The sequence below is a fragment of the Paenibacillus sp. FSL P2-0089 genome, from assembly GCF_038595095.1.
Lineage (GTDB): Bacteria > Bacillota > Bacilli > Paenibacillales > Paenibacillaceae > Paenibacillus_AQ > Paenibacillus_AQ silagei.
Genome location: NZ_CP152006.1, coordinates 6479404 through 6496753, shown reverse-complemented (window position 1 = coordinate 6496753; position 17350 = coordinate 6479404). Strand labels below are relative to the sequence as shown.

General features: G+C 49.2%; 25 protein-coding genes, 2 tRNA genes and 2 rRNA genes. 16 read left to right on the top strand and 13 right to left on the bottom strand.

The features are described 5' to 3' along the window. Window position 1 precedes the first annotated feature (1 nt). Both NST69_RS27495 and NST69_RS27490 read left to right on the top strand, forming a co-directional pair. Complete coding sequence (locus NST69_RS27495; RefSeq protein ID WP_342547641.1) at window positions 2–685, top strand: N-acetylmuramoyl-L-alanine amidase; 684 nt, start codon at window positions 2–4, stop codon at window positions 683–685. Then, window positions 685–957 carry a holin gene (locus tag NST69_RS27490; protein ID WP_342547640.1) on the top strand — a complete coding sequence of 91 codons (273 nt, stop codon included), beginning with the start codon at window positions 685–687 and terminating at the stop codon, window positions 955–957. Before NST69_RS27495 ends, NST69_RS27490 begins: the two co-directional genes overlap by 1 nt. Before the next feature lie 58 nt (window positions 958–1015). On the opposite strand, the gene NST69_RS27485 is transcribed toward NST69_RS27490, so the two are convergent. The 4 genes from NST69_RS27485 to NST69_RS27470 all read right to left on the bottom strand — a co-directional run bounded on the left by NST69_RS27485 (window position 1016) and on the right by NST69_RS27470 (window position 2468). Beyond that, window positions 1016–1552, bottom strand: coding sequence for a hypothetical protein (locus tag NST69_RS27485; RefSeq protein ID WP_342547639.1), 537 nt, complete (start codon window positions 1550–1552; stop codon window positions 1016–1018). A gap of 178 nt (window positions 1553–1730) precedes the next feature. Next, window positions 1731–1928, bottom strand: a complete 198-nt coding sequence (locus tag NST69_RS27480) for a hypothetical protein (protein ID WP_342547638.1) — start codon at window positions 1926–1928, stop codon at window positions 1731–1733. Continuing rightward, window positions 1925–2158, bottom strand: coding sequence for a hypothetical protein (locus tag NST69_RS27475; protein ID WP_342547637.1), 234 nt, complete (start codon window positions 2156–2158; stop codon window positions 1925–1927). Before NST69_RS27475 ends, NST69_RS27480 begins: the two co-directional genes overlap by 4 nt. 181 nt (window positions 2159–2339) lie before the next feature. Beyond that, window positions 2340–2468 (bottom strand): hypothetical protein, encoded by a 129-nt coding sequence (locus tag NST69_RS27470; RefSeq protein WP_342547636.1) that lies wholly within the window; start codon window positions 2466–2468, stop codon window positions 2340–2342. Window positions 2469–2586: 118 nt separating this feature from the next. On the opposite strand from NST69_RS27470, the gene NST69_RS27465 reads away from it, so the two are divergent. Then, entirely contained in the window at window positions 2587–2796 is a 210-nt protein-coding gene (locus tag NST69_RS27465; RefSeq protein WP_342547635.1) for a transcriptional regulator, read from the top strand. 36 nt (window positions 2797–2832) lie between these two features. Here NST69_RS27465 and NST69_RS27460 read toward each other — a convergent pair whose 3' ends face one another. From NST69_RS27460 to NST69_RS27430, 7 genes are all read right to left on the bottom strand, one after another. Then, window positions 2833–3180 carry a toxin-antitoxin system HicB family antitoxin gene (locus NST69_RS27460; protein WP_342547634.1) on the bottom strand — a complete coding sequence of 116 codons (348 nt, stop codon included), beginning with the start codon at window positions 3178–3180 and terminating at the stop codon, window positions 2833–2835. A gap of 55 nt (window positions 3181–3235) precedes the next feature. Continuing rightward, window positions 3236–3460 (bottom strand): type II toxin-antitoxin system HicA family toxin, encoded by a 225-nt coding sequence (locus NST69_RS27455; RefSeq protein ID WP_342547633.1) that lies wholly within the window; start codon window positions 3458–3460, stop codon window positions 3236–3238. A 149-nt stretch (window positions 3461–3609) separates the two neighbouring features. After that, window positions 3610–3993, bottom strand: a complete 384-nt coding sequence (locus NST69_RS27450; RefSeq protein WP_342547632.1) for a type II toxin-antitoxin system HicB family antitoxin — start codon at window positions 3991–3993, stop codon at window positions 3610–3612. 78 nt (window positions 3994–4071) lie between these two features. Further along, window positions 4072–4266 carry a type II toxin-antitoxin system HicA family toxin gene (locus NST69_RS27445; RefSeq protein ID WP_342547631.1) on the bottom strand — a complete coding sequence of 65 codons (195 nt, stop codon included), beginning with the start codon at window positions 4264–4266 and terminating at the stop codon, window positions 4072–4074. 213 nt (window positions 4267–4479) lie between these two features. Then, window positions 4480–4896, bottom strand: coding sequence for a type II toxin-antitoxin system HicB family antitoxin (locus tag NST69_RS27440; RefSeq protein ID WP_342547630.1), 417 nt, complete (start codon window positions 4894–4896; stop codon window positions 4480–4482). A gap of 82 nt (window positions 4897–4978) precedes the next feature. After that, window positions 4979–5194, bottom strand: coding sequence for a type II toxin-antitoxin system HicA family toxin (locus tag NST69_RS27435; protein WP_342547629.1), 216 nt, complete (start codon window positions 5192–5194; stop codon window positions 4979–4981). Window positions 5195–5297: 103 nt separating this feature from the next. Beyond that, a complete protein-coding gene (locus NST69_RS27430; protein ID WP_342547628.1) occupies window positions 5298–5558 on the bottom strand; it encodes a hypothetical protein in 261 nt (86 codons plus the stop codon). A gap of 80 nt (window positions 5559–5638) precedes the next feature. Here NST69_RS27430 and NST69_RS27425 point away from each other — a divergent pair, with 80 nt between their 5' ends. From NST69_RS27425 to NST69_RS27405, 5 genes are all read left to right on the top strand, one after another. Further along, window positions 5639–5911, top strand: coding sequence for a YolD-like family protein (locus tag NST69_RS27425; RefSeq protein WP_342547627.1), 273 nt, complete (start codon window positions 5639–5641; stop codon window positions 5909–5911). A gap of 400 nt (window positions 5912–6311) precedes the next feature. Continuing rightward, complete coding sequence (locus tag NST69_RS27420; protein ID WP_036721783.1) at window positions 6312–7004, top strand: phosphoadenylyl-sulfate reductase; 693 nt, start codon at window positions 6312–6314, stop codon at window positions 7002–7004. Window positions 7005–7130: 126 nt separating this feature from the next. Continuing rightward, window positions 7131–8306, top strand: a complete 1176-nt coding sequence (sat, locus tag NST69_RS27415) for a sulfate adenylyltransferase (RefSeq protein ID WP_342547626.1) — start codon at window positions 7131–7133, stop codon at window positions 8304–8306. A 71-nt stretch (window positions 8307–8377) separates the two neighbouring features. Continuing rightward, complete coding sequence (gene cwlD / locus NST69_RS27410; protein WP_036721779.1) at window positions 8378–9124, top strand: N-acetylmuramoyl-L-alanine amidase CwlD; 747 nt, start codon at window positions 8378–8380, stop codon at window positions 9122–9124. 95 nt (window positions 9125–9219) lie between these two features. Then, window positions 9220–10329 carry an Mrp/NBP35 family ATP-binding protein gene (locus NST69_RS27405; RefSeq protein ID WP_342547625.1) on the top strand — a complete coding sequence of 370 codons (1110 nt, stop codon included), beginning with the start codon at window positions 9220–9222 and terminating at the stop codon, window positions 10327–10329. A 107-nt stretch (window positions 10330–10436) separates the two neighbouring features. Here the strand turns inward: NST69_RS27405 and gerD are convergent, their stop codons facing one another. Then, window positions 10437–11144: a spore germination lipoprotein GerD gene (gene gerD, locus NST69_RS27400; protein WP_342547624.1), complete on the bottom strand. Its 708-nt coding sequence runs from the start codon at window positions 11142–11144 to the stop codon at window positions 10437–10439. Between the two features lie 127 nt (window positions 11145–11271). Here gerD and NST69_RS27395 point away from each other — a divergent pair, with 127 nt between their 5' ends. Next, on the top strand, window positions 11272–11868 hold the full coding sequence (locus NST69_RS27395) for a KinB-signaling pathway activation protein (RefSeq protein ID WP_339314997.1): 597 nt from the start codon (window positions 11272–11274) through the stop codon (window positions 11866–11868). 128 nt (window positions 11869–11996) lie between these two features. Beyond that, the gene (locus NST69_RS27390; protein WP_342547623.1) at window positions 11997–12818 is read left to right on the top strand and encodes a PPK2 family polyphosphate kinase; all 822 of its coding nucleotides are present in this window, start codon (window positions 11997–11999) and stop codon (window positions 12816–12818) included. Window positions 12819–12839: 21 nt separating this feature from the next. Here NST69_RS27390 and pdaB read toward each other — a convergent pair whose 3' ends face one another. After that, window positions 12840–13643 (bottom strand): polysaccharide deacetylase family sporulation protein PdaB, encoded by an 804-nt coding sequence (gene pdaB, locus NST69_RS27385; RefSeq protein WP_036721768.1) that lies wholly within the window; start codon window positions 13641–13643, stop codon window positions 12840–12842. A 133-nt stretch (window positions 13644–13776) separates the two neighbouring features. Between pdaB and NST69_RS27380 the strand changes: the two genes are divergently transcribed. The 6 genes from NST69_RS27380 to NST69_RS27355 all read left to right on the top strand — a co-directional run bounded on the left by NST69_RS27380 (window position 13777) and on the right by NST69_RS27355 (window position 17300). Further along, on the top strand, window positions 13777–14388 hold the full coding sequence (locus NST69_RS27380; protein ID WP_036721766.1) for a stage II sporulation protein M: 612 nt from the start codon (window positions 13777–13779) through the stop codon (window positions 14386–14388). Between the two features lie 237 nt (window positions 14389–14625). Continuing rightward, the gene (locus tag NST69_RS27375; protein WP_036692450.1) at window positions 14626–14856 is read left to right on the top strand and encodes a hypothetical protein; all 231 of its coding nucleotides are present in this window, start codon (window positions 14626–14628) and stop codon (window positions 14854–14856) included. Window positions 14857–15202: 346 nt separating this feature from the next. Further along, a 16S ribosomal RNA gene (locus NST69_RS27370) occupies window positions 15203–16763 on the top strand. A gap of 124 nt (window positions 16764–16887) precedes the next feature. Then, a 5S ribosomal RNA gene (gene rrf, locus NST69_RS27365) occupies window positions 16888–17004 on the top strand. Window positions 17005–17051: 47 nt separating this feature from the next. After that, window positions 17052–17128: transfer RNA gene (locus tag NST69_RS27360), tRNA-Ile, on the top strand. 96 nt (window positions 17129–17224) lie between these two features. Further along, window positions 17225–17300 (top strand) — tRNA-Ala (locus NST69_RS27355). Window positions 17301–17350: the final 50 nt, after the last annotated feature.

The following is a 17350-nucleotide window of genomic DNA, read 5'->3' as shown; positions in this document are numbered from 1 at the left end:
AATGATCTACCGTAAGGATCACATACCGCGCAATACACCACACAAGCGCCGTCCAGGGTACGCCATGGCCGCCACTACGCTTACCATACACAACACGGGGAACGAGTCCAGCAACGCCGCAGGGGAGCGCTCATGGCTAACGAATCCGTTTAATGTCCGGCAGGCATCTTATCACATTGTCGTGGATGAGCGGGAGGCGGTAGAGTGTCTACCTCTTAATGAGTCTGCTTGGCACTCTGGAGACGGCAGCGGTAGTAGGTCCGGCAACCGGACAAGTATCGGCATTGAAATCTGTGAGAGCGGGAACTACGCGCAGACGCTGGAAAATGCGGTGACGTTGGTAGCGGGAATGCTGAAAGAGCGCGGCTGGGGCGTGGACCGGCTCAGGCGGCATTATGACTGGTCAGGCAAAATCTGCCCGCGTCTGATGTACGATGGCGGAAAATGGACCGGCTGGGCGCAGTTCAAGGCACTGGTTAATCTAAAGCTTAATGAGGAGGAAAGGGATATGAGGGTAGATAAGGCATCCACCGTAATCAACGGTAATCGGTTAGGTGATGATAGCGTGCTGATCGAGGGTCGGGTATATGTACCTCTGGCGGCGGTCGGCAAGGCGCTAGGTGCATCGGTGAACTGGAACAACGTAACGAAGACGGTCACACTGACCACAAAGGGGGCTAAATAATGGAGGTCCTAAACAACGTATTGGCGTTTGCAACTCTAATCTCTGTGTTCGTGCTGGCGTTGGTCCAGCTCGTGAAGACCACCGTTAACGTACCGCGTAATCTGCTGCCGTGGATCGGTTTAATCATCGGCCTGCTGATCGGCTGGGCTGCTTATCCGTTTAGTGACCTTGAGCTGACGCTGCGGCTGTGGGGCGGCGGGCTGGCCGGGCTATCGGCAACCGGGCTGTTTGAGCTGGTGCTGAGTAACCGGCCGGGATCAACTAAAGAGTAGATTCCCAAGCGTTTTGGAATATGAAAAGCCCCGCCGGTTGATGCTGGCGGGGGAATGATTAAAATTCTATTTTCACATCGTAATTCTTTCTTTCTCCATCTCCCATTGATTCACCTTTTTTAGCAAACCACTTTAAGGTAATCCATTTTATGTCTTCCGCATGACCCTTTTTTAGGATGAAATCAACGTTCCCTTCTTTCGTAACACCTTCATAAATATCCCCGCCAATATCGTCATTTTGAAGGTCAGCGCGCATCTGTTCGCCTGTTGATGTTACTAACTCAGCTTGATCAGGAAAAGTGTTGAATGTCTCATTCGTGGTATTTTCAATTTTAAACTTTACACCAACAGCAGAAGCTAAGCTTCCATCATTCATTGGGACCTTATCCGAAACAACAATATGCTTTATCGTGGTCTTTAATCCGTCAAAATCATCAGTCCAAGTAGCACCTTCAACAACTGTCCAAAAATCAGCTATTTTGGTTTCTTGCGCTTTATTAGATGGTGCAACGTTCTCTTTTTTATCATTTGAACAACCACCCAAGATCAGAGCAACGACAATAGAGGCCGAGGCCAAAAATTTTAGTTTTATCATATTCCCTCCGCTAAAATGATCTATGAATCAGTTTAGCAGATTTAGGAAAATCAATCTATGTATTTTACAAAGAACAATATATGTGAAGGCCAGCCTTGCATGGCCAGCTCGTAGCGGGTTCCCGCGACTTCTCCCCAACTCGGGGGAAAAGTTTCGGCCGGTTCCCATCCGGCCATCTTCAGGCGGGTGAAGCATCTTTTTCAATTCCTTCCGGCTCTACAATAATCAACAGTGATTGTCCGAGATCCACCAGCGCACCGATCCGCTTTGGGCCGCCCTCAAAAGTACCAACAGACAGCACCGTTCCTTTTTTTCCTGCGTGAATGCCCGTTGTGATCCTCACAGGCAGCCCCGCCTTCAGCTCCTCTAATCTCATAGGAGGGGCGCTCTCCCGGTCAGCCGCAAGGCATCTTCCCGGATGCGCAGTTCATTAAGCCATTCAGTGTCCTGGGTAGCTGCTGCAAGATTAGAGAGCTGCCGCAGTTTAAGTGTATCCCAGCAGTACCGGGCGTTGATCTGTAAGCATTGCTGCAGCTCTACCAGTTGTTCCATGGTCCACGGCTGGGAATGGTATAGCTCTGCAAGTTGCAGGTGTATGGACAGCATTAGAGATTCCTCCGGGCTTTAATCAGCGCAACCACAGACACGACCAGTGCGGCCCCGATAACAATCCAGGTGATTACATTCAGCATGATTATTTCCTCCCGTTTATTGTATTGGCTATTTGATTCCCACTTTGCTATGATTGGGGTGAGAGCAGGAGTTGCGCCTCCTGCTCTCTGGGAACCTATTTACGTTTGCCTGTCCGGCGGCGTTTGGTTCCTTTTTCTTTTGTCTCCTTCGTTGCTTTTCTTAGAAGGACTAGCGCTGTTGCCAAGTTCACTACGGAGACTGCTAAGTTCGCCCAATCTTTCATGTTGTTCACCTCCTTTCTTATCTTTATTATATACTTACGTAACTATATAGTCAATACTTTTTTATACTTGTGAAAGTATATATTTACTGCTATGATAATGCAAAAGGAGGGACAAGCCTTGGACGATAAAAAAGGGAAATCTTCAACACGAGCGAAGAACAAGTACAATTCAGCCAATTATGACCGGTTATATCCATTTGTACCAAAGGGGCAAAAGGCGATTTATGAAGCAGCGGCGAAAGCGGCCGGCATGAGTTTGAATGATTACATCATTACAGCCATTGAAGAGAAAATGAAGCGAGATAAGGAAGAGCCGCCACAGGATTAATCCTGGGCGGCAGGCTATCATCAGGCGGTAGCGTAATCACCTACTGAGCTTGTAGAGCATGTATTGATTGAGTGATATCCCTTCCAGAACGGCGGCAGCAGCTAAATTGCGGTGAAGAGTTTTGGGTAGTCTCACCAAGACCTTTCCGCTGTATTCGCCTTGCGGCTCAGGAATTGGGTCACCGTGTTCCAATTTCACCGAAAGCCACCCCTCCCGAGCTTCTTCCAGATTGGAAAACAACTCTTCCACAGTTTGCCCGTCCGATTGGCATCCGTCCAATTCCAGATAGGAGCCATAATAGTAATGTCCGCTTTCATCGTCCATTTCCCGCACAATTGCCGTATAGGGCAGAGACATGTAATACGCTAGGTTTTTATCGGCCATGTAATTTAACAAGGGTCATGATATAATTTTAGATGGATGTGGGAAGAACCGGGAGTTACCTCCCGATTCGTTTCAGTACATCCACTACGTAGACCGCCTTGAGTGGGTTTTCCTTTTTTACCGTTATAACGTCACCAGCGTTGTTTCGGAAATGGCAGTGGCTTCCGTTCTGTCTCACTTGTATGTATCCGTGAGATTCAAGAACTTTAGCAGCTTCTGCGAAGGATATCCCATTAGGGCGGTTTCTCATTTTTTCAATGAGCTTTTCGACCCTTGCCATGTCTGACCTCCTTTCTATATATTAATAATATCATATATAGTATCATTTTTCAATAGAAATTTGTATATTGTTCCATAAAGTAGCCGCCACAGGAATAATCCTGGGCGGCTCTTTTTATTTTCAATAATTTTCGGTCATTACTGGGCGGTTTATTTTCCACTCAGTTCCTCGCGGAGCGCACGCTGTAACACTTGAGAAAAATTCAAACCAGCGACTTCTGCATCTTCGTTTAAATCGCTGGGGATAGTAAGTGTCTTTTTTACGTAAGTCACCTTTTCATTCAAAATCGCTGTAGCAACGATTGTCCGCTGGTTAGGATCGAGCTGCAGATCATTTAATGGAGTAGGCAACGGAATTTCCTCTTTATCCTCTAGGCGGCTTTCAATTGTGAGCTTTAACACTTCGTTCGCGCGTCTAACGGCTTGTTCCACATTATCGGCTTGGGAGAGTGCTTCCTCCAGATCAGGGAAGGAAATTTCAATGTGTTTATCTGTAAAGTTCAAGACCGCAGGATACGTATAGCTTTTCTTCAATGTGTACACCTTCCTTTTTTGATTTTTAAAAATCAAAATCATTATATATTTATTTATTAAAAGGGAAAAAGGGAGGGGCTAGAATTTCAGCCCCGTCTTTTTCTCTATATCCTTAAGGATATGTATTGCAACATCTTTGACCGGGTGGGTTATGGTAACCTTCCCTTTAATGGTCGGGTGTTTGAATTGGAAGTGATCGCCCACGGAGTGTACTTTGTACCATCCATTTTCGTTCAGTATCCTTAACACCTCTCTTGAAGAGTAACTCTTCATCCTTTCCCTCACCTCCTAATAATATTATAACACGTATTGATACGTATTACAAGTGATAATATGAAATAGATGTTGCTCAGGGAAAATTGCTTTACCCTATAACCTCTGCAATTAAGCATGTTAAAGAACCGCCACAGGAGTGATCCCGGGCGGCTCTTTTTATCTCACGCTGTTTAAGGGTAATGCGACCTGACAAGGAAGCAGGGCAGATGTTCACAACCGGCCTTGCTTATCAATCCCCAAAGCGTCTTTTAATCCGCTCTGCAGTACCAGGGAGAAATTCAAACCAGCATCATCGGCAGCATCACGTAACCATTTTGGCAACGTGCAGTTCTTTGTTACGGCCTTGTTGGCTGCGGCATCCCGGTAGGGCGGCATATACACCTCGACGAAAACAATCTTGTCACTCTCATCCTCCAGCTCGATTTGATCTGGCTCGGAGGGAGTAGGGAGGGGCTGCCCGGATTCCTCCAGCTCTTGCGCGCGGAAAGCTAATAATTCTTTCGCCCGTCCTAAACCTTCTGTCAATTCAACTGCGGTTACAGCCGTTCCGGGGAAATCCGGAAAGTACATACTTAGATTGCTTTCTGTTCGCTCCACTACGATAGGATAGATATAGTGGTTTTTCATATTCGCTTTACCTCCTTTAAACTTTTAATCAATATCACTTTATGTGGGCTTCTTGGGGAGGGGATAGGGGAAACCCCCGGGGTTAAAACTCAACCCCGGAAGTTCGTTCCATGCTCTTTAAAGTACCTTTGGCTAACACGTCCCCGCTGCTGTGGCTGCTTACGTCCGCATACCGGGTAGGGTCTTCCTTGTGTATCCAGCGCTGGTGGCTGCCGCCATGACCGTGATTCGGTGAAGGTGCGAAGCCTTCTTTTCTCAAGGTCTTAAGTACTTGCCGTAATGTTCTTTGCTTCCCCATTATCTCCCCCCCCTTCTATTATATTATAACACGCATAGATTATGCGCGTCAACAAATAATTGCGCATTATCTATGCGTGTCAGAGTATTCGGGAAAATTTTCCTTACCTCAGCATGTCATACGGCTTGTGCTTGATTACAATTACTGGCCTACCGTACGACTCACCGGCTTCTTCCCAGCGGCATATGTCAGCATACCGGTATAAGGCGATAGCATGAGGGATTCCGATAGGATACCATTGCGCGACCTCTACGGCTTGCTGGGGATTGAGAACGGGGCGATCATAGTAACGCCAGCTTCCGTAGTCCTTTGGATCAAAAAAGATGTCAATAAACTGCAGGAGCGTCATAAATTCTATATTCATATTAATTCCTCCAAGCTATTGATATGCGAACGTTTATTTGTATATAATACAGGAACAAATGTTCGAAAGGGTGATGAGAAATGACAGCTATACCCAAGCCATCGAGCAAACGAAAAAATGACGACCGCCCCAAGTTGGATGAATTCACACAGCAGGAAATCGCTGAAAGACTTCAGGAAGCAAAGCAGACGGATAAGCCATTAATTTTACTCGTTTACAAACAAGGGGCTGTTCAGGGGACTGTTGAAAAACTTGACGGTGACAAGCAGTTAATTCACATTCGACAGGGTTATAATGATACTGTAAAGGTACCGTTCCGAGACATTTTGAAAGTGGAGGACCCAGCTTATTGAGCCTGAGTCCGTGACTCTATTTTGACTCTATTTGTATCAGAAATGATCGGAATTAATCGGAACTAAAAACGAAAAACTACCTATTATATGCGGGAATCGGAACTAATCGTATTGTGTTATTTAGGAACGTAAGAAATACGGCCTCAAAGCTGCTCGTCGCGCTCCACAGTTCTCGAAACGTTAAGATTCCCTTGTTCTCAAGGAATGGAAGCTCCTGGCCTTTATGGCTGGGAGCTTTTTTGTTTTTCTCCAGAATACTAATGTTCACAAATACTTTCTTCCAAATTGAACAAAACCCATTGACTTCGCCTGATAAACGGATATACTATATCTTATAGAATTAGTCGGGATTAACCTCGTAGGTTTCGATCTTGACGATATCCGGATGGAGGAAACTAAGATGAACCTGCTCGAGAAAGAGGATTTAATCAAAGTGAAAGCGGAAGAGCTGGAGAATGCTTCTCCTGAGGAGATTATCCGCTGGGCGGTAGAGACCTTTCCTAATATAACCTTTGCCTGCAGCTTCGGGGCAGAGGATGTTGTGCTGGTGGATATGATTCAGAAGGTGAGTCCTTCGACAGATGTATTCTATTTAGATACGGATTATCATTTCAAGGAAACCTATGAGACTAGAGATATTATGGCTGATAAGTACGGGATGGAATTCGTCCGGGTGTCGCCGCAGATTACGGTGGAGGAGCAGGCCTTGCAGTATGGGGAGGCCCTATGGAATACTGACCCTAACCAGTGCTGCGCGATCCGTAAGGTAGAACCGCTGACCCGTATTCTCTCACAATACGACGCTTGGATTACCGGGATTCGCCGGGACCAAGCCCCTACCCGGGCCAATGCGAAGAAGATAGAATATGATAATAAGTTCGGGCTGGTCAAGTTCAATCCGATTGCGAACTGGACTACAGAGGATGTGTGGAATTATATCCGCGAGAATGATGTAGTCTACAATCCGCTGCATGACCGCAATTTCCCGAGTATCGGCTGTGAGCAATGCACCCGGGCTGTTATGCCTGGTGAAGATCCGCGTGCCGGCAGATGGTCTGGTTCGGACAAGACAGAATGCGGACTACACAAATAAGATACGCCTAAATAAATATCGCTCAGATATGATCACTAATTTATCCGAACTTATTTACCCGCACGCACTAAGTTACCAGCACTCTATACAGCACACACAGGCATTGCACAGGAGGAGAGAACAGGGATGACTTCAATACTTCCTCACGGAGGAACGCTGATCCGGCGCATCGCAGACGGTGAAGAGAGAGAAGAACTGCTGAAGCAAGCTTCAGGCCATCAATCGATTGCCCTCAATACATGGACCTTATCTGACTTGGATTTAATTGGTGTAGGTGCCTTCTCGCCGCTCACCGGATTCCTGAACGAAGAGGATTATCACTCGGTAGTAAGCAATATGCGCCTGGCTAACGGAACCGTATGGAGTATACCGGTTACGCTGGCTATAGGTGACGAGCAGGCAGCGACTCTTGCAATAGGCGACAGAGTGGCACTCAAAGGCGAACACGATGATATCATCTACGGTTTAATGGATATCGAGAGCATCTACGCAGTAGACCAACAGGTTGAGGCACACAATGTGTTCAAAACAACCGATCCCGCACATCCCGGAGTCAGCAAGCTGCTGTCCCGTCCAGCGACCTATGTAGGCGGACCTATAACGGTACTGAACCGCCCGCAGCCGGAGAAATTTGCTGAATTCTATTTTGACCCCGCCGAGACCCGCCAGATCTTCGCAGATAAAGGCTGGAGAACTGTTGTAGGCTTCCAGACGCGTAACCCGGTACATCGTGCGCATGAGTATATCCAGAAGTGCGCTATGGAGGTTGTAGACGCCCTGTTCCTCAATCCCCTGGTAGGGGAGACCAAGTCGGATGATGTTCCGGCCAACGTGCGGATGAAGAGTTATCTGGCCTTGCTGGAGAATTATTACCCGGAGAACCGTACGTTCCTAGGCGTCTTCCCGGCAGCGATGCGTTATGCGGGCCCTCGTGAAGCCATTTTCCATGCCATGGTGCGCAAGAATTACGGCTGTACACACTTCATTGTCGGGCGTGACCATGCAGGTGTGGGAGATTATTACGGTACGTATGAAGCACAGGAGATCTTTGCTAACTTCACCGCCGAGGAGCTTGGGATTACACCGCTATTCTTCGAGCACAGCTTCTTCTGTGTGAAGTGCGGCAACATGGCCTCCAGCAAAACCTGTCCGCACCCGGCAGACCAGCATTTGACGCTCTCCGGTACGAAGGTACGTGCGCTGCTGCGTGACGGACAGTGTCCGCCTCCTGAATTCACTCGCCCTGAGGTGGCGCAGATTCTGATTGAAGGTATGTCACCGGAAGTCTCTGTAAACTCCTGAGAGCCAGTACTATTTGGCCCTCTTGTCCCATATAGATGAGTAGAATCTATCGGGACGAGGGGGTCTTTGTTATGTCTGGAGGGCAGAAGCATAAAGTCTCGGTCTGGATCTCTTGGCGCAGCATCAAAAAAGGTATCCTGGGCGCTGTGCTGCTCACGATAATGATCGGAATCATCGCCTACGACATGCCGACTGCCAAGACGGTCAATTATTGGAGCCTGCCGCTCTCCGGCAAGGTGATTGCCATTGATGCAGGTCATGGGGGACCGGACGGGGGAGCAGTGAGCCGCTCAGGCCTGATTGAGAAGGATATCAATCTCTCCGTGTCGCTGTATCTACGCGATTATCTGCAGCAGGCTGGGGCGATTGTGGTGATGACCCGTGAAGGCGATTATGATCTGGCCCAGGGCAGCACCAAGGGGTACGCAAGACGCAAGACGGAGGATCTGAAGCAGCGGGTGCGGAGCATTGAAGAGAAGGGCGCCGATCTGTTTGTCAGCGTACATATGAACAGTATTCCCTCCAACCGCTGGAGCGGGGCGCAGACCTTCTATTATCCAAGCAGCGAGAGGAACAAGGCCTTGGCCGGGCTGGTTCAGGATGAGCTGAGAGCTACACTTGAGAATACGGACCGCGTGGCGAAGACAGCGAATACCATTTATTTGTTAAAAGTGTTAAAGATGCCGTCTGTGCTCGTTGAGGTAGGCTTCCTGTCACATCCTCAGGAGTCCTTGCTCCTAGGGGATGATCTGTATCAGCGGAAGGTGGCAACCAGCATCTACCGGGGCATCCTGCGGTACAGCTCCGAGCAGCCATAGCAGCATAGGGTGGGACTACTCTTCCCTCCGGGGGTAATGCTATAATAGGTACAAATACCGGGGCTTACCGCCGGATAGGAACAGAGGTGCTTTCCATGCAGACCAGGGAACAAATTCAGGAACTTTTACAGCCGCTTACAGACCCGGAATCCGGAAAAAGCCTGATCGAACTACAGTTAATCCGCGATATCATGATCAAAGAGGACCGTATTTCGTTATCCATCGTATGTCTGGATTCGGATGAGAAGAAGCGGATGGAGCTGGAGCAGCAGGTACGTGACCTGCTTACGGCGGGCGGGGCAGAACAGATTCATATCCGCCTGCGTGATGCCACCGATTATGAACGGGCTATGCTTCGCGGAGAGGGCAGCGGGGACGAGCCGGATTCAGATGAAGGGGAGAAGCTCAAAGGACACGCAGCAGGCCTTGAGGGGCATGAGCTGATTAACGAGAACTCAGGGGTGAACTTCATCGCGATCGCCAGCGGCAAGGGCGGGGTCGGAAAATCAACAGTAACCGTGAATCTGGCGGTGGCACTGGCCCGTAAGGGTAAGAGAGTCGGCCTGATCGATGCAGATATTTATGGCTTCAGTATCCCGGACATGATGGGAATTGAAGAAGGGCCGATCGTGGAAGAAGGAACGATTATTCCGGTAAAACGCTTCGGTGTCAAGGTCATGTCGATGGGCTTCTTCATCCGGGAGAATAGTCCGGTAATCTGGAGAGGACCGATGCTTGGCAAAATGCTGCGCCAGTTCTTCGCCGATGTCGGCTGGGGGGAACTCGATTACCTGCTGCTGGATCTGCCTCCAGGTACGGGCGATGTGGCCCTTGATGTCCACCAGATGCTGCCGCACAGCAAGGAGATCATTGTCACTACCCCTCATGCTACAGCTGCCTTTGTGGCAGCGAGAGCAGGCTCTATGGCTCTGCAGACCGAGCATGAGATTCTTGGCGTCATTGAGAATATGGCGTACTACGAATGCTCCTCCTGCGGCAAAAAGGATTATATCTTCGGCAGAGGCGGCGGAGCCCGTCTGGCGGAAACGCTGCATACAGAGCTGCTGGCCCAGGTGCCGCTGGGTGCCCCGGACAACCATATTTCCGAGCCGGACTTCTCACCGTCAGTATATAAGGCGGATACGGCTACCGGAATATTGTTCGCAGACATTGCAGACAAGCTGATTGCCAAGTACGAGCAATAATCATCCTTGGCTTTGCCATGCACATAAACAAATAAGGCCATGTCCCATCCACGGGGCAAGGCCTTATTTTAAAATATAAGAAGGACGGCAATGCCGTTTCCACTTGGTTAAGAACCCGAACCGGAATCGTCTCCGCCTTCCTGCTTCTGGCTGTCACCGCCCTGCTTGTCCTCCCCGCCGCTGCCGCCTTTACCCCCATCCTTTTTCTCAACCTTAGGCTGCAGTTCATCCTGGACCACGGATTTGAGAAGCGTAAGTACTTCCATACGGAATAGCGGGTTCTGCATAGCCTCCTGCATAATCGTCATGGACTGCTTGCGGTAATCCGGAGTCTTCGTAAGATCGAGGAACATTTTCGTCATTTCGGGCGACTTCATAATTTCTCCAACTGACTTCTGATAAGTGGGGTCCTTGATCAATTGAAGATGAAGTTCCTTGCTCTGTTTATTAATCGCTTTGGCGAAATCGCCGGCAAACTGCGGATCAGTCATGATTTTTTCAATTTCCTTCTGATACTCCGGCGCGGTGAGGGTATCTTTAACAGCAAGCCGGATCTGCTCCGTGGTTTGCATAGGCATCATCTTCATGCTTAAGCCGCTGGCGGCGCTGCCGCCCTCTTCTGAGCTTGGAGTAGATAAGGCCTCCTCTACAGCCTTTTTCCCTTCATCACTTTTCAATATATCGACAACCATCGTCTTCATTTCCTTATATCCGCCTTGTCCCGAAGAAGAACTGCTCTGTTCGCCCCCGCAGGCCGTCAAGGTGATTATCAAGCCAAGTGCCAAGCCTCCAGACCAGATAGCCCTCCATTTCATTGGCGCTGCCCTCCTTTATAGAATTACTGATTGTAGTATGCCGCGCCAGGGCACATTTATGTTGAAGCGGAATGGTTTTTTGACGGTAACCTTGGTAAAATAAATCTGACACGGGGAGGTGGAAGCGCTGAGCTTGAGAAAATGGTTTTATTTGTTCTGGACCACGCTTTTGATCGGTGCAGGCGGGGCTGTCATTGCTGGACTTGCTCTGCAGATAGGGAATGGCGGTATACAATTTAAAGGCACTGCCGATCTTCTCCTGTACTCCCTCATTCTTTTGGGCTACGGAGTGCTTGTAAGCGTATACGCCCAGCTCGGATTTTTTGCATATCTGATCCTCAACTATACGGGCATCGGGGTGTTCCCGCGCAAGGCGTGGCGTTACATACAGCTGGTGCTGGCCGTGCTGGCGTTGTTTGAGCTGATGTTCCTGCGCACCTTTGTCAGCGGAGACCAGAGCGCCCGGACGGATTTGACGCTAGGCGTGGCAATTCTGTTCACTGCACTTATTGTATCTTGGCTCAAAATTCGCAGCACGAACGCGTCAGCCTGGGTCCCGACCTTTTTTTTCATGACAGCCATCACTATAGTGGAGATTATCGGTGTGCTGCGGATCGGCGTGGACAGCGCCACCATCTTTATTCTTGTACCGCTTATCGCCTGTAATGCCTTCCAGATTCTGATGCTGCACCGTGTACTGAAGCCGGCCACAATCGGACCATAGCAATCATGCTCAAAACCCCGCCCCTCTGTATACAACCAGGGAGGCGGGGTTTTGGCATTGCCTGTGGGGAGCGGTTAGAATGAAGATGAAGAGGTTAATCTTAAAGAACAGAGTGGAGGAGGGAATATATGAACATCAAGTGCTATATGATAAAAGACACCAGTGAAACACGCCTGAAGGACCTCGATCCTGATGAACGGGGAGACTTCAAATCCAAAGAAGAAGCCGAAGCCAAAATGGAGAAGCTGAAGGAACGGCTGGTCAAGCTGCAGGATATCCTTTTTGCACAGAAAAAGCATTCGCTGCTGGTCATCCTGCAAGGAATGGATTCAAGCGGTAAGGACGGAACCGTCAAACACATCTTCTCCGGCATCAATCCGCAGGGGTTCATCGTAACCAGCTTCAAGAAGCCTTCACTGGAGGAAGAAGCGCACGATTTCCTGTGGAGAGTTCATATGAAGACCCCGCCCAAAGGCTATATTGCCGCATTCAACCGTTCGCATTATGAGGATGTGCTGGTGCCCCGCGTGCATGGCAGTCTTAGCAAGGAGGATGCCAAGCGGCGGTTCCGCTACATCCGCCAGTTCGAGGAGATGCTGGCGGAAGAGGGAACGACGGTCATTAAGCTCTTTCTGCATATCTCCAAAGAGAAGCAGCTGGAGAAGATTAAGGAGCGGCTTGAAGATCCGGCGAAGCACTGGAAATTCGATGCCAGTGATCTGCAGGAACGCGAATACTGGGACGATTATCAAAAGGCGTATGAGGACGTTTTCCAGGAGAGCAGTATAGATAAGGCTCCATGGTACTGGATTCCGGCGAATCACCGCTGGTACCGCAACTATCTGGCCCTGAAGATTGTGGTCAAAACGCTGGAGGGGCTTGACCTGAGCTACCCGAAGCTGAATACACCGACGCCTGATATCTCTCAGCTGATCTCACCGCGTCACTGATGCCATACACAGGTAAGGGAGTTACATTCCTGCAGCGTCTTCCAGGCCATTATTCAGCAAGGCTGAATCGCGGACTTCCTTACCGTTTGCACTGCTTTGGCTGATTAGCTCAGAGACGGTTACGAACTCATACCCCTGACTGCGGAGCTTATCAATAATCTGAGGCAAGGCTTCATGCGTTTGTTTACAGGAGTCGCTGGCATGCAGCAGCACAATATCTCCGGGATGGGCTTTGCTCGTTACACGGTTAACGATGTTATCCACACCGATGTTCTTCCAGTCCAGTGAGTCCGTGTCCCATTGAATGACTTTATAGCCGAGATCGGTGGCCACCTGCAGGACTCTTTTGTCAAAATCACCGTTAGGCATTCTGATCAGGTTGGGCTGAGAACCGGTTAGCTCCGTCAATACTGTATGGGCAGTACTGATCTGCGTGCGGATTTCATCATTGCTTAGCGTACTGTAGTTCACATGCTTGTGACCGTGGCTGCCAATCTCGAACCCGGCGTCTTTGATGCTTGTAACGATCTCAGGATGGGTTTTGCTCCAAGGCGAGGACAGGAAGAATGTCGCTTTATCCACCTTTTTGTCTTCCAGCACCTTCAGAATCGGCTCAGGCCGTTTCTCTCCCCAGCTGATATCGAAGGTTAAGGCGATCAGCTTCTTTTCCGTCGGCACACTGTAAATGGCAGAAGGGGCAGCTTCAGAGAATACGGTGATATTGCCCCTCTCCACATAGACAACGCCGGCGGTAAGAAGCGCAGCAGCAAAAATGTACAGGAACCGTTTGATCTTTTTGCCGCTAAATACATAAAAAGAATTCATAATGTCAGCGCTCCTCTCCCATGCGAAATGCTTGTTTGTTCTAAATGTATGCTCGTACAGGGCGCTTATGACCTCAGATATGAATCATTCCATACGAAATGCAATTCGGCAGAGTCCAAATCAGGAGGTACGCATGTTATCTTTTAATACATTTATCAAGGATCTAAGGACAATTCGCACCGCGCTCCTAATGGCCACAATCCTGTTCATAGCCGGGGGAATCTTGGGCTGGCTCGGCACAGGTAGTCTTCAGCAGCTGCTGAATGAGCAATTGAAGGGGATCAGTAAGATTAGCGGGAACCTTAGAGAGTCGTCCAATCCGCAGTGGAGCTTTTTTGTATTCATTTTTCTGAACAATAGTATCAAAAGCGTAGTCATCATTTATCTGGGCGCCTTATTCGGCCTCTTGCCGGCATTCTTCCTGCTCATCAACGGTGCGGTTATCGGCTATCTGATTCATTTGTCCGCGATACAGGGACAGGATCTGTTCACGCTGATTGTAAAAGGACTGCTGCCGCATGGCATCATTGAGATTCCGGCCATCATCATTGCCTGCGCCTTTGGGCTGAAGTTCGGCAGTAAGGTGCTCTCTGCACTCTTTGGAGCGATGAAGCGGAGCGGGGAAGGGGCAATGAATTGGCAGGCCTTTATGCGGCAGACCTTCACCGCTTCGGTCTGGATTGTGATTCTGTTATTTGTGGCAGCAATCATCGAGAGCACAATTACATTTTGGCTTTTATCATAAAATCTTGGGGAATTGTGCATAACAGTAAAGCCGAAACATTTGGATCTGCTGCCAGGTTGAATAAAGAGAGTCCATAAATGGAATTTTCTTATGATAATGGTTATAGGTTCAATACTCCGGTTAATTTAGTGTAAGCACTTCAATAGAGCTTCCCACATCAAATGGCTTTTTTGATTGAGATGAAACGGCGTTTGATGGTTTTGGATAACTATGAATTTCATGAAGGAGGCCAAGCATATGTTGGGGATGTTATTCAATGAGAAGGAATGCAAGGAGCTGGACTATGTTTTGCGCAAAGAGCTGGATGAGATGCTGCTGGATATGAGTGATCAGCGTTTAGATCAGAACATTAGGCATGCGATTGCCAATCGATATAAAACAGTTTTCCGTATGTATGCACGATTTGCTCCACAGAAAGAGCTGTCTAAGTATGCATGGGGTGGACGTTCTTCTCAGTTCAAGCACTAGGCTGAAGCAGGCTGATAACCGGAATAAATAAAATGAATGAAATAGCTTGACGAAAAGGGAGCCGACATGATACATTATATCTCGCGCTCCTTTTGAATGTTTAAAGAGAAGACGCAGGCAAGAAATAATGAAAAATAACTTTTTCAAAAAAAAGCTTGCCAAACAACGAAACACTATGATATATTATGAAGGTCGCCGCTGAGATGCGGTGAAGAGCTAAAATGAGACATTGATCTTTGAAAACTGAACAACGAGTGAGTGGGAAATCGCTTCGGCGAGATCCAAAAATGAGAATGTAAATTCTCGTCAGATGTTTCAAAGTGAGCAATCGCTCTTTCTAAATACCAATTTGGAGAGTTTGATCCTGGCTCAGGACGAACGCTGGCGGCATGCCTAATACATGCAAGTCGAGCGGAGTTTGAGAGGAAGCTTGCTTCCTTTCAGACTTAGCGGCGGACGGGTGAGTAACACGTAGGCAACCTGCCCTCAAGCCTGGGATAACTACCGGAAACGGTAGCTAATACCGGATAATTTCTTTTTTCTCCTGAGAGAAGAATGAAAGGCGGAGCAATCTGCTGCTTGGGGATGGGCCTGCGGCGCATTAGCTAGTTGGTGGGGTAACGGCCCACCAAGGCGACGATGCGTAGCCGACCTGAGAGGGTGAACGGCCACACTGGGACTGAGACACGGCCCAGACTCCTACGGGAGGCAGCAGTAGGGAATCTTCCGCAATGGGCGCAAGCCTGACGGAGCAATGCCGCGTGAGTGATGAAGGTTTTCGGATCGTAAAGCTCTGTTGCCAGGGAAGAACGTCCGGTAGAGTAACTGCTGCCGGAGTGACGGTACCTGAGAAGAAAGCCCCGGCTAACTACGTGCCAGCAGCCGCGGTAATACGTAGGGGGCAAGCGTTGTCCGGAATTATTGGGCGTAAAGCGCGCGCAGGCGGTTATTTAAGTCTGGTGTTTAAACCTTGGGCTCAACCTGAGGTCGCACTGGAAACTGGGTGACTTGAGTACAGAAGAGGAAAGTGGAATTCCACGTGTAGCGGTGAAATGCGTAGATATGTGGAGGAACACCAGTGGCGAAGGCGACTTTCTGGGCTGTAACTGACGCTGAGGCGCGAAAGCGTGGGGAGCAAACAGGATTAGATACCCTGGTAGTCCACGCCGTAAACGATGAGTGCTAGGTGTTAGGGGTTTCGATACCCTTGGTGCCGAAGTTAACACAGTAAGCACTCCGCCTGGGGAGTACGGTCGCAAGACTGAAACTCAAAGGAATTGACGGGGACCCGCACAAGCAGTGGAGTATGTGGTTTAATTCGAAGCAACGCGAAGAACCTTACCAGGTCTTGACATCCAACTAACGAAGCAGAGATGCATCAGGTGCCCTTCGGGGAAAGTTGAGACAGGTGGTGCATGGTTGTCGTCAGCTCGTGTCGTGAGATGTTGGGTTAAGTCCCGCAACGAGCGCAACCCTTGACTTTAGTTGCCAGCAGGTGAAGCTGGGCACTCTAGAGTGACTGCCGGTGACAAACCGGAGGAAGGTGGGGATGACGTCAAATCATCATGCCCCTTATGACCTGGGCTACACACGTACTACAATGGCCGGTACAACGGGAAGCGAAGCCGCGAGGTGGAGCCAATCCCAGCAAAGCCGGTCTCAGTTCGGATTGCAGGCTGCAACTCGCCTGCATGAAGTCGGAATTGCTAGTAATCGCGGATCAGCATGCCGCGGTGAATACGTTCCCGGGTCTTGTACACACCGCCCGTCACACCACGAGAGTTTACAACACCCGAAGTCGGTGGGGTAACCCGCAAGGGAGCCAGCCGCCGAAGGTGGGGTAGATGATTGGGGTGAAGTCGTAACAAGGTAGCCGTATCGGAAGGTGCGGCTGGATCACCTCCTTTCTATGGAGAATCGTCTTCTGCAATGAAGACATTCAAATCGGAAGCTTTGCTTCCACAATAGAACCTTCGGGTTCGAACACTCACTCGTGTTCAGTTTTGAAAGAGCAAGTCTCTTTCGTATGCGTTTGGTGGCGATAGCGGAGGGGTTCCACACGTACCCATCCCGAACACGACCGTTAAGCCCTCCAGCGCCGATGGTACTTGGACCGAAGGGTCCTGGGAGAGTAGGACGCCGCCAAGCGAACAATCAATTCATTGATTGTTTCACTAATGCAAGTTTTGTTATATGGGCTTTTAGCTCAGTTGGTTAGAGCGCACCTCTGATAAGGGTGAGGTCGGTGGTTCGAGTCCACCAAGGCCCACCATATAACAATCTGGAATTGAATAGCAAGTACCGGGGTCCCCGAAAAGTAATCGGAATTAACCTCGAAGCTACACCTCACTTTTTGGGGTGATTATATGGGGCCATAGCTCAGCTGGGAGAGCGCCTGCCTTGCAAGCAGGAGGTCAGCGGTTCGATCCCGCTTGGCTCCACCAATCATGTTTTACAACAGTATATGCACATTGTCTGTTATTCCGAACATCAC

Coding starts and splice junctions, on each gene's coding strand:
- NST69_RS27460 (WP_342547634.1), bottom strand. CDS start 3,180: ATGGCCGATAAAAACCTAGCGTATTACATGTCTCTGCCCTATACGGCA.
- NST69_RS27475 (WP_342547637.1), bottom strand. CDS start 2,158: ATGCTGTCCATACACCTGCAACTTGCAGAGCTATACCATTCCCAGCCG.
- NST69_RS27445 (WP_342547631.1), bottom strand. CDS start 4,266: ATGAAGAGTTACTCTTCAAGAGAGGTGTTAAGGATACTGAACGAAAAT.
- gerD (WP_342547624.1), bottom strand. CDS start 11,144: ATGAAATGGAGGGCTATCTGGTCTGGAGGCTTGGCACTTGGCTTGATA.
- NST69_RS27375 (WP_036692450.1), top strand. CDS start 14,626: ATGTTGGGGATGTTATTCAATGAGAAGGAATGCAAGGAGCTGGACTAT.
- NST69_RS27490 (WP_342547640.1), top strand. CDS start 685: ATGGAGGTCCTAAACAACGTATTGGCGTTTGCAACTCTAATCTCTGTG.
- NST69_RS27425 (WP_342547627.1), top strand. CDS start 5,639: ATGACAGCTATACCCAAGCCATCGAGCAAACGAAAAAATGACGACCGC.
- NST69_RS27405 (WP_342547625.1), top strand. CDS start 9,220: ATGCAGACCAGGGAACAAATTCAGGAACTTTTACAGCCGCTTACAGAC.
- NST69_RS27380 (WP_036721766.1), top strand. CDS start 13,777: ATGTTATCTTTTAATACATTTATCAAGGATCTAAGGACAATTCGCACC.
- NST69_RS27480 (WP_342547638.1), bottom strand. CDS start 1,928: ATGAGATTAGAGGAGCTGAAGGCGGGGCTGCCTGTGAGGATCACAACG.
- NST69_RS27485 (WP_342547639.1), bottom strand. CDS start 1,552: ATGATAAAACTAAAATTTTTGGCCTCGGCCTCTATTGTCGTTGCTCTG.
- NST69_RS27420 (WP_036721783.1), top strand. CDS start 6,312: ATGAACCTGCTCGAGAAAGAGGATTTAATCAAAGTGAAAGCGGAAGAG.
- NST69_RS27470 (WP_342547636.1), bottom strand. CDS start 2,468: ATGAAAGATTGGGCGAACTTAGCAGTCTCCGTAGTGAACTTGGCAACA.
- NST69_RS27430 (WP_342547628.1), bottom strand. CDS start 5,558: ATGAATATAGAATTTATGACGCTCCTGCAGTTTATTGACATCTTTTTT.
- NST69_RS27435 (WP_342547629.1), bottom strand. CDS start 5,194: ATGGGGAAGCAAAGAACATTACGGCAAGTACTTAAGACCTTGAGAAAA.
- sat (WP_342547626.1), top strand. CDS start 7,131: ATGACTTCAATACTTCCTCACGGAGGAACGCTGATCCGGCGCATCGCA.
- NST69_RS27455 (WP_342547633.1), bottom strand. CDS start 3,460: ATGGCAAGGGTCGAAAAGCTCATTGAAAAAATGAGAAACCGCCCTAAT.
- NST69_RS27440 (WP_342547630.1), bottom strand. CDS start 4,896: ATGAAAAACCACTATATCTATCCTATCGTAGTGGAGCGAACAGAAAGC.
- NST69_RS27495 (WP_342547641.1), top strand. CDS start 2: ATGATCTACCGTAAGGATCACATACCGCGCAATACACCACACAAGCGC.
- pdaB (WP_036721768.1), bottom strand. CDS start 13,643: ATGAATTCTTTTTATGTATTTAGCGGCAAAAAGATCAAACGGTTCCTG.
- NST69_RS27390 (WP_342547623.1), top strand. CDS start 11,997: ATGAACATCAAGTGCTATATGATAAAAGACACCAGTGAAACACGCCTG.
- cwlD (WP_036721779.1), top strand. CDS start 8,378: ATGTCTGGAGGGCAGAAGCATAAAGTCTCGGTCTGGATCTCTTGGCGC.